Below are 8,148 nucleotides of genomic sequence, written 5' to 3'. Positions count from 1 at the left end.
TCGCGTTCGTCCGCTCACCGATCGCCATGTACGAGGTGTCCTGCCGGAACGGCACCGTCTGGTACAGCGACGCCGCACCCGGCTCCGGACGCGGGCTCCGTACGGTGACCGCCGCGCCGCGCACCCGATCGACCACCTGGCGCAGGTGCTCGGGGGTGGTGCCGCAGCAGCCGCCGACCAGCGAGAGCCCGTACTCGCGGACGAAGCTCTCCTGGGCGTCGGCCATCTCGGAGGCCGACAGGGGGTAGTGGGCGCCGTCCTTGGTCAGGACCGGCAGGCCGGCGTTGGGCATGCAGGAGATCGGCACACGCGAATTGCGCGCCAGATAGCGCAGGTGCTCGCTCATCTCCGCCGGACCGGTCGCACAGTTCAGACCGATCATGTCGATACCGAGGGGCTCCAGCGCGGTCAGCGCCGCGCCGATCTCGGAACCGAGGAGCATGGTGCCGGTGGTCTCCACCGTGACCGAGCAGATGAGCGGGACGGACACACCGAGGGCGTCCATGGCTCGTCTGGCACCGATGATCGACGACTTCGTCTGGAGGAGGTCCTGCGTGGTCTCCACGAGGAGCGCGTCGGCTCCGCCGGACAGCAGGCCCTCCGCGTTGACCTGGTAGGCGTCGCGGATCTTGTCGTACGTGATGTGGCCGAGCGTGGGCAGTTTCGTCCCCGGGCCCATCGAGCCCAGCACCCAGCGCTGCTGCCCCGTCGAGGCGGTGAACTCGTCGGCGACCTCACGGGCGATCCGCGCGCCCGCCTCCGACAGCTCGAAGTTGCGCTCCGCGATGTCGTACTCGGCCAGCGCCGCGTAGTTCGCACCGAAAGTGTTCGTCTCGACGCAGTCCACCCCCACCGCGAAGTACGCCTCGTGGACGGTGCGCACGATGTCGGGCCGCGTCACGTTCAGGACCTCGTTGCAGCCCTCCAGCTGCTGGAAGTCCTCCATCGAGGGGTCCTGCGCCTGGAGCATCGTCCCCATCGCCCCGTCGGCGACGACCACGCGCGTGGCGAAGGCCTCGCGCAGTGCGTCGACCCGGTTCATGAGGTGCCTCCCCGGGAGCCCAGGACGGCTTCCAGCTGCCGTGCGGCGTCCGTTCCGTACACCGTCCGCACCGTGCGCAGCAGTTCGGCGGGGTCGGCTTCGTAGGACTGCGAGCCGACGGCCCGCAGCACCAGGGCCGCCATCGCGCAGCCGAGCCGGGCGGCGGCCTCCAGCGGCAGGTCCTTGGCGATCGCAGCGAGGAAGCCGGAGCGGAAGGCGTCTCCGACGCCGGTCGGGTCCTCGGCGGGCACGTCCGGGACGGCGTCCACGACGATGGCCGGGGCGCCCTGCCGCTCGATGCGTACGCCCTTCGAGCCGAGGGTGGTCACCCAGGTGCCGACGCGGGCGAGTACGTCTTCTGCCGTCCACTCGGCACGTTCGCGCAGCAGCGCGGACTCGTACTCGTTCGTGAAGAGCCAGCGGGCGCCCTCGACCAGGGTGCGCACCTCGTCGCCGGAGAGCCGGGCGAGCTGCTGGGAGGGGTCGGCGGCGAAGGGGATGCCCAGTGCGCGGCACTCCTCGGTGTGGCGGACCATCGCGGCCGGGTCGTTGGGCGATACGAGGACCAGGTCCAGGGGGCCGTGGGCCTCGAGGAGCCTACGCAGCTCGATGTCGGCGGCCTCCGCCATCGCTCCCGCGTAGAAGGAGGCGATCTGGTTGGAGTCCTGGTCGGTCATGCACATGAAGCGGGCGGTCTGGTGGCCGGCGGAGACGTGTACTCCGCCGGTGTCCACACCGTGTTCCTTGAGCCAGACCTCGTACTCGCCGAAGTCCGGGCCCACGGCCCCGACGAGCAGCGGCGCGAGGCCGAGTGCTCCGAGGCCGTAGGAGATGTTGGCCGCCACCCCGCCCCGCCGGACCTCCAGGGAGTCGACGAGGAAGGACAGCGAGACGTGTTCCAGTTGGTCGGGAAGCAGCTGGTCGACGAACCGGCCCGGAAAGGCCATGAGGTGATCCGTCGCGATGGATCCTGTCACCGCAATACGCACGGGGTCTCCTGGGGCGGGTTGGGCCGGGCTCTCGCTGTCGGCGGGGTGGGGCGGGGCGGAAGGAGAAGGGGCTGGAGGAGCCGTCAGCGGGCGGCGGCGGCCTTGAGGGCCTCGGCCCGGTCGGTGCGCTCCCAGGTGAAGTCCGGCAGCTCGCGGCCGAAGTGGCCGTAGGCGGCGGTCTGGGCGTAGATCGGGCGCAGCAGGTCCAGGTCGCGGATGATCGCGGCGGGGCGCAGGTCGAAGACCTCGCTGATCGCGGCCTGGATCTTGGTGATCTCGGTCTTCTCCGTGCCGAAGGTCTCGACGAAGAGGCCGACGGGCTCGGCCTTGCCGATGGCGTACGCGACCTGGACCTCGCAGCGCGAGGCGAGGCCGGCGGCGACCACGTTCTTCGCGACCCAGCGCATCGCGTAGGCGGCGGAGCGGTCGACCTTCGACGGGTCCTTGCCGGAGAAGGCGCCGCCGCCGTGGCGGGCCATGCCCCCGTACGTGTCGATGATGATCTTGCGGCCGGTGAGGCCGGCGTCGCCCATCGGGCCGCCGATCTCGAAACGGCCGGTCGGGTTGACGAGCAGGCGGTAGCCCTCGGTCTGGAGCTTGATGCCCTCTTCGGCGAGCTGGGCCAGGACGTACTCGACCACGTGCTCCTGGACGTCGGGGGCCAGCAGCCCCTCGAGGTCGATGTCGGCGGCGTGCTGCGAGGAGACGACCACGGTGTCGAGGCGGACGGCGGTGTCGCCGTCGTACTCGATGGTGACCTGGGTCTTTCCGTCCGGGCGCAGGTACGGCAGCGTGCCGTTCTTGCGGACCTCGGAGAGCCGGCGGGAGAGCCGGTGCGCCAGGTGGATGGGGAGCGGCATCAGCTCGGGGGTCTCGTCGGTGGCGTAGCCGAACATCAGGCCCTGGTCGCCGGCGCCCTGCTTGTCGAGCTCGTCACCCTCCTCACCTGTGGCGGCACCCTCGACCCGGCTCTCGTACGCGGTGTCGACGCCCTGGGCGATGTCCGGGGACTGTGCGCCGATGGAGACGGACACGCCGCAGGAGGCGCCGTCGAAGCCCTTCTGCGAGGAGTCGTAGCCGATCTCCAGCACCTTCTCGCGGACGAGCTTGGCGATCGGGGCGTACGCCTTCGTCGTCACCTCGCCCGCTATGTGCACGAGACCGGTGGTGATGAGGGTCTCCACGGCGACGCGCGAGGTCGGGTCCTCGGCCAGGAGTGCGTCGAGGATCGTGTCGCTGATCTGGTCGGCGATCTTGTCGGGGTGGCCCTCGGTCACGGACTCCGAGGTGAACAGACGGCGGGACATGTCACTCCTGGTGGTTGGGAACGGAGGGGACTGAGGGGGCTGAGGGGTCCGGCGGCGGCGCCGGTGACACGGGGCCGGAGCCGGGGCCGGGGCCGGAGGCAGCGGCGGCAGCGGCGGTGAGGCGCGGGCTGCGCACCACGGCCGCCAGCGCACGGGCCAGCGTCCGCAGCGGGCCGGGCCCGCCGTCCGCGGTTCCGGCGATGGCGACCGGTGGCACGGGCCAGCCGTGTGCGGCGACGCGTTCGGCGGCCTGCCGGGCGGCGTCGTCGGCTCCGGAGAAGCCGCCGAGCAGCACGGGTTCGCCCCGGGCGAGCGCGGGGCGCAGGGCCTGCAGGCAGCGGACGGGGTCCTGTCCGCCGGGCGGCGTGCCCAGGGTGGCCAGGGCCTGCGGGCCGTCGTAGAGCTCGGGGAGGCCGTCGTAGCAGCCGGGCGGTGAACCCGGCGGCGGCAGCAGGCAGATCGTGCCCGCACCGGGGCGTGCGGCCGCCCGCAGGATCCGCGCGGGTGCGGCCGGCCGGGGCCGTGCCAGTGGTACGGGTACCCCGTCGAGCAGTTCCAGGGCCCCGGCCACGTCCAGGGCGGGCCGCCCGTCGGGCAGGGCGCTGAGCAGCATGGCGGTCTGGGCGAGCAGTGCGGCCGCGGCGGCGTCGGGGAGGCCGGCGCGGTCGTGCACGCCGGTCAGCACCAGCCCGCCCCCGGCGTCGTGGTGGGCGACGAGGGTGAAGGGCACGGCGGCGTGCCCCTCGATCACCTCCGGCGGGTCCACCCGTACGCCCTCTCCGGCGAGTTCGACCGCGACGGCGCCGAGGGCGGCGTGGCTCCCGGGACCCGGTTCGAAGACGACGAGGGACTCGACGGGCGGCGGCGCGGCCGGCGTGCCGTGGTGCCTGCCCGCCCACTCCTCGATCTGGCCCGCGGACACCCACTCGTACGCCGCCCGGTCGAGCGCCTGCCCGCCGAGCTCCTCGAGCAGCTGCGCCACCGGCGTCGAGGCCTCCACGCGCACCGACAGCGGGAGGGAGCTGCGCAGCGTGCCGGAGAGCAGCTCGGCGCCGGCGAGGCCGATGCCCCGGCCGGAGACGGCCGCGGAGAACGCGACGGGCACCGGGCCGGCGTGCCCGGCGTCGGCGTGCCCGGCATCGGCGTGCCCGGCATCGGCGTGCCCGGCGTCGGCGTGCCCGGCGTCGGCGTGCCCGGCGTCGGCGGCGGCCCGGTACAGCAGCAGCGCCCACACGGCGTGCAGGGCCGTCGACTCGGTCGCCCCCTGGCCGGCCGCCCAGGCCCGCAGCCGCTCGGCCTCGGACCGGGTGAGGCGTTCGCGGCTCCACCCGTGGCCGGACCGGTCCGGCTCCCCCGCGAGCGCCGAGCGCAGTGCGGGCAGGGTGGCGGCCCCGGGCGGCGGAGCGGCCCGGGACCAGAACTCCCGCGCGGCGGAGGTGTCCTGGCGGGCCAGCCAGTGCGCGTGGTCGCGTACGTCGGGCCGGCGCTCCCCGCCCAGCGGGCGGCCGTCGGCGAGATAGGCGCGCAGGAACGCCCTCAGCAGTCCCCGCATGCTGCGTCCGTCGAGGAAGGCGTGGTGGTAGGTGAACAGGATCCGGGTGGCGCCGGGCGGCGCGGCCTCCTCCAGCAGCAGGATGCGCAGCTGCCCCGGCCTGCGCAGGTCGAACTCGCGCAGCCGCTCGGCCAGGACGAGGGTGTGCCAGTCGGCGCCGCCCGGCTCGGGGCGCGTGATCCGCGGCTCCACCCGCGGATGGACGGCCATCGCGGGCAGCCCGCCCGCGGGGTCGGCGAGCGCGGTGCGCAGGGCGGCGTCGGAGTCGTGGAGCGCCTGCCAGGCCGCGGTGAACCGGGCCGTGTCCAGCGGCCCGTACCAGCGCACCAGCAGCTGCCCGGCGTGCACCCCGGCGCCCGGGCGGACCAGCGTGTCGAGCAGCAGGTCCCGCTGGAGGGCGGAGGCGCGTACGGGCAGCGGGCGCGGGCCGGTGCCCGTGGGGAAGCTCTGGCGAGCCGCGCTCATCGCGTTCGTTCTCCTCTCCTGTCGGGATTCCCGATCGGGGGCCTGAAGGTCTGGGTCTGGGTCTGGGTCTGGGGCCTGGGCCTGGGCCTGGGCCTGGGCCTGGGCCTGGGCCTGGGCCTGGGTCCGGGTCCGGGCCTGGGGCATCTGCGCGCTGGGGACCGGGCGTGTCAGCCGGCTTCGAGTTCGGCCTCCACCGCTTGCATGAACCCCTCGTCGAACATCGTGTCGACGGCCGTGTCGCCGGCGGTGTCCAGTCCGGTGTCGGAACAGGCCGTGCTGAGCAGGTACCGCCCCAGCACCCGGTGCGTCGCGAACCACCAGGAGGCCTCCCCCGCCGCCGGCCGGCCGTCCGGCCCGAGGAACGCGCCGTCGGACAGGCCGAAGCCGAACTCCGTGAATCCCAGCCTCAGCCCTTGTCCCAGGGCCTTGGTGTAGGCCTCCTTGAGGGTCCACAGCCGCAGCATCTCGGCGGCCTGCCGGTCGGGGGGCATCCGGTCGAGTTCGGCGGCCTCGGCGGGGATGCACACGCGGTCCCGCAGCAGCTCGAAGGACATCCGCCGGCCCGCCGGTTCCACGTCCACGCCGATCCGGCCGATCCGGCTGATCCCCACGGCGATGAGCTCCTCGGTGTGGCTGAGGCTGAGGTCGATCTGGCTCATGCCGCGGATGTACGGTCGTCCGCCGATCCGGTACGAGAGGTCGAGCACGGCCGGATCGGTGCGCAGCGCGGCGGCCGCCGTGTACTTGACGACCATGCGCGAGGTGACGAAGCGGTAGCGGACCGCCGCGTCGGGGGTGCGCCGGTAGCGCTGCCAGTCCCGGCCGAGCAGCGGGCGCAGCGAGGTGTCGGCGAGCGCTGCGGGCAGCCACTCCCCCCACGTCGCGTACACGACGACGCTGCCGCGCGACTCCAGCCCGGCGGAGACCTCTTCCCAGGGGCCGCCGGGGCCGGTGACGTGGACGGGAGGCGCCGCCGCCAGGTTCGCCGGGGCGGAGGTGGACGGTGCGGGTTTCATCGGATGAGCTCCGTCCCGTCCAGGTCGTAGCTGCGGCCCGCGCGGTGGCGGCGGATCAACTCGTCGAGCACCTGGGAGAGGCAGCCTTCGGGCAGGTCGGGCACGGCGATGCCGAGCCGGCTGCCGATCCGGGTGAGCGCGAGCACGGCCCAGGCCGGGTCGGCGAGGAAGGCGTCCGAGCCGTCCTGCGCCTCCCAGATGCCGAGGACCGAGGCGGCCGCCAGGATGAGCGCGTACCGGTCGGCGAGGACCGCCACTCCGGGGCCGGCCTGCGTGGCCCGGCCCTCGGGCAGGGCCGCGCACCGGGTGCGCAGCTCGCGCAGCTCGCCCACGAACCCGTCGGCGAGTTCGGCGAGCGCGGCCATCTGCCCGCCGAACGCCAGGGCCCCGCCGAGCCGTTCGGCGGCGCCGACGAGGGTCGCCGCGAGGAAGTCGTCGCCCCCGGCGATGCCCAGCTGCCGGTAGTCCAGGGCGGGCAGCTGCGCCCCGCCGCCGAAGAGGCCGGGGGGCGGCTCGGGCATGCGGAACCAGGAGCGTTCGGCCAGGGTGCGCAGCTGGGGCACGATGACGGCCTGGCAGGCGGCGGTACCGGCGTGGCCGAGGCCGGCCACCGGGAGGTCGCGGACCAGCTTGTCGAGGGCCCCGTACTGGGCGTCGCCGCGCACGTAGCCGTGGCCGCCGAGCACGCCGGCCAGTTCCTCCAGGTTCTCCCGGATCAGGTCCGGTACGACGTACTTGACGGCCGCGGCCAGTACGTTGACGTGCTCGGGCAGCAGGCTGAGGGCGCGCAGCGACACGGTGGCCATGCTGTCCGCGGCCAGCAGGTCGGCGAACACCCCGGCGAGCGGCTTGTGCCGGCGCCGGGCCAGGGGGCCGGTGCGGCCCTCGGTGACGGCCCGTACGGCGGAGTGCAGGACGGTGTCCGCCGCGGCGACGGCCAGGGAGGGGATCAGGCAGCGGTTGACCTGGAAGGTGCGCAGGGCCAGGGGGACGCCCTGGCCCTCGGCTCCCACCAGGGCGTTGCCGGGCAGGGGGAAGTCCTCGAACTCCAGCCCGGAGAAGAGGCCTCCGCGCATGCCGTTCATGGTGACGCGCGGCAGGTGGGTGAGCCGGCCGGCAGCGCGGGCGTCCGCGATCGCCTCCGGGCCGAGCAGGAACACGGAGTGGCTGCGCGGGCCGCGGGCCGGGGCGGTGCGCGCGTAGACCACGTACGCCCCGGAGCGGGCCGCGTTGAGGATGACGTCCTTGCTGCCGCTGAGCCGGTAGCCGCCCGCGGGTGCCGGCTCAGCGGTGAACTCGTCGCGCAGGATGCCGTTGGCGTGGGCGAGCTCGTGGTGCACGATCGACGCCCGGCCCCCGCCCAGCAGCACCGCCGCGAGCTCCGCGCGCTGCTCCGGGCCGCCCTCGGCCCAGACGGGGGCGGCGCCGAACAGCGAGGTGATGCCGTACCCGAAGCCGAGGGCCACGTCGCGCCGGAACACGGGGCGCAGCGCCTGTGCGAGCAGGTCGGCGCGGGTGAGCCGGCCGCCCTCCCCGGCGGGCACGAACTCGGCTCCGAGCTGCGCCTCTGCCAGCAGTGCCTCGGTGGCGGCCGGTGGCGTGCGCCGCGCGTCGGCTTCGGCGAGCGCCGCGATCCCGTGCGGGTTGGCCGGGTCGTGCGGATCGCCGAGGAGCGCTTCGAGCCGGGCGGCGCGGGCGGCCGCCTCGGGGGCGCCGAGCTGCGCCGAGGGGGTGGCGGGCAGGCCGGCGGGAGCCAGGGAGGTCGTCATGTGCGGAG

General features: G+C 74.5%; 6 protein-coding genes. All 6 read right to left on the bottom strand.

The window, feature by feature from the left end:
• Positions 1-1,042 (bottom strand): homocysteine S-methyltransferase family protein (locus ACIGFK_RS36875; protein ID WP_400055357.1); only part of this gene is annotated, 1,042 nt, incomplete at its 3' end.
• On the bottom strand, positions 1,039-2,031 hold the full coding sequence (locus ACIGFK_RS36870; protein ID WP_386473834.1) for a carbohydrate kinase family protein: 993 nt from the start codon (positions 2,029-2,031) through the stop codon (positions 1,039-1,041). The genes ACIGFK_RS36870 and ACIGFK_RS36875, both read right to left, overlap by 4 nt.
• An 83-nt stretch (positions 2,032-2,114) precedes the next feature.
• Positions 2,115-3,338 carry a methionine adenosyltransferase gene (metK, locus tag ACIGFK_RS36865; protein ID WP_376656201.1) on the bottom strand — a complete coding sequence of 408 codons (1,224 nt, stop codon included), beginning with the start codon at positions 3,336-3,338 and terminating at the stop codon, positions 2,115-2,117.
• 1 nt (position 3,339) lies between these two features.
• A complete protein-coding gene (locus tag ACIGFK_RS36860; RefSeq protein WP_400055354.1) occupies positions 3,340-5,355 on the bottom strand; it encodes a condensation domain-containing protein in 2,016 nt (671 codons plus the stop codon).
• Positions 5,356-5,522: 167 nt separating this feature from the next.
• Positions 5,523-6,371 carry a 4'-phosphopantetheinyl transferase family protein gene (locus tag ACIGFK_RS36855; RefSeq protein WP_376656203.1) on the bottom strand — a complete coding sequence of 283 codons (849 nt, stop codon included), beginning with the start codon at positions 6,369-6,371 and terminating at the stop codon, positions 5,523-5,525.
• Positions 6,368-8,140 carry an acyl-CoA dehydrogenase gene (locus ACIGFK_RS36850; protein ID WP_400055352.1) on the bottom strand — a complete coding sequence of 591 codons (1,773 nt, stop codon included), beginning with the start codon at positions 8,138-8,140 and terminating at the stop codon, positions 6,368-6,370. The genes ACIGFK_RS36855 and ACIGFK_RS36850 overlap by 4 nt, the downstream gene beginning before the upstream one ends.
• Between the last annotated feature and the right edge of the window lie 8 nt (positions 8,141-8,148).

This window comes from Streptomyces sp. NPDC085524 (assembly GCF_044541755.1).
Taxonomy (GTDB): domain Bacteria; phylum Actinomycetota; class Actinomycetes; order Streptomycetales; family Streptomycetaceae; genus Streptomyces.
The sequence above is the reverse complement of the archived record's forward strand: the minus strand, read 5'-3'. Positions and strand labels throughout refer to the sequence as shown.

Excerpts from the sequence above, each read along its gene's own strand:
- metK (WP_376656201.1), bottom strand. The coding sequence starts at position 3,338 with ATGTCCCGCCGTCTGTTCACCTCGGAGTCCGTGACCGAGGGCCACCCC.
- ACIGFK_RS36860 (WP_400055354.1), bottom strand. The coding sequence starts at position 5,355 with ATGAGCGCGGCTCGCCAGAGCTTCCCCACGGGCACCGGCCCGCGCCCG.
- ACIGFK_RS36855 (WP_376656203.1), bottom strand. The coding sequence starts at position 6,371 with ATGAAACCCGCACCGTCCACCTCCGCCCCGGCGAACCTGGCGGCGGCG.
- ACIGFK_RS36850 (WP_400055352.1), bottom strand. The coding sequence starts at position 8,140 with ATGACGACCTCCCTGGCTCCCGCCGGCCTGCCCGCCACCCCCTCGGCG.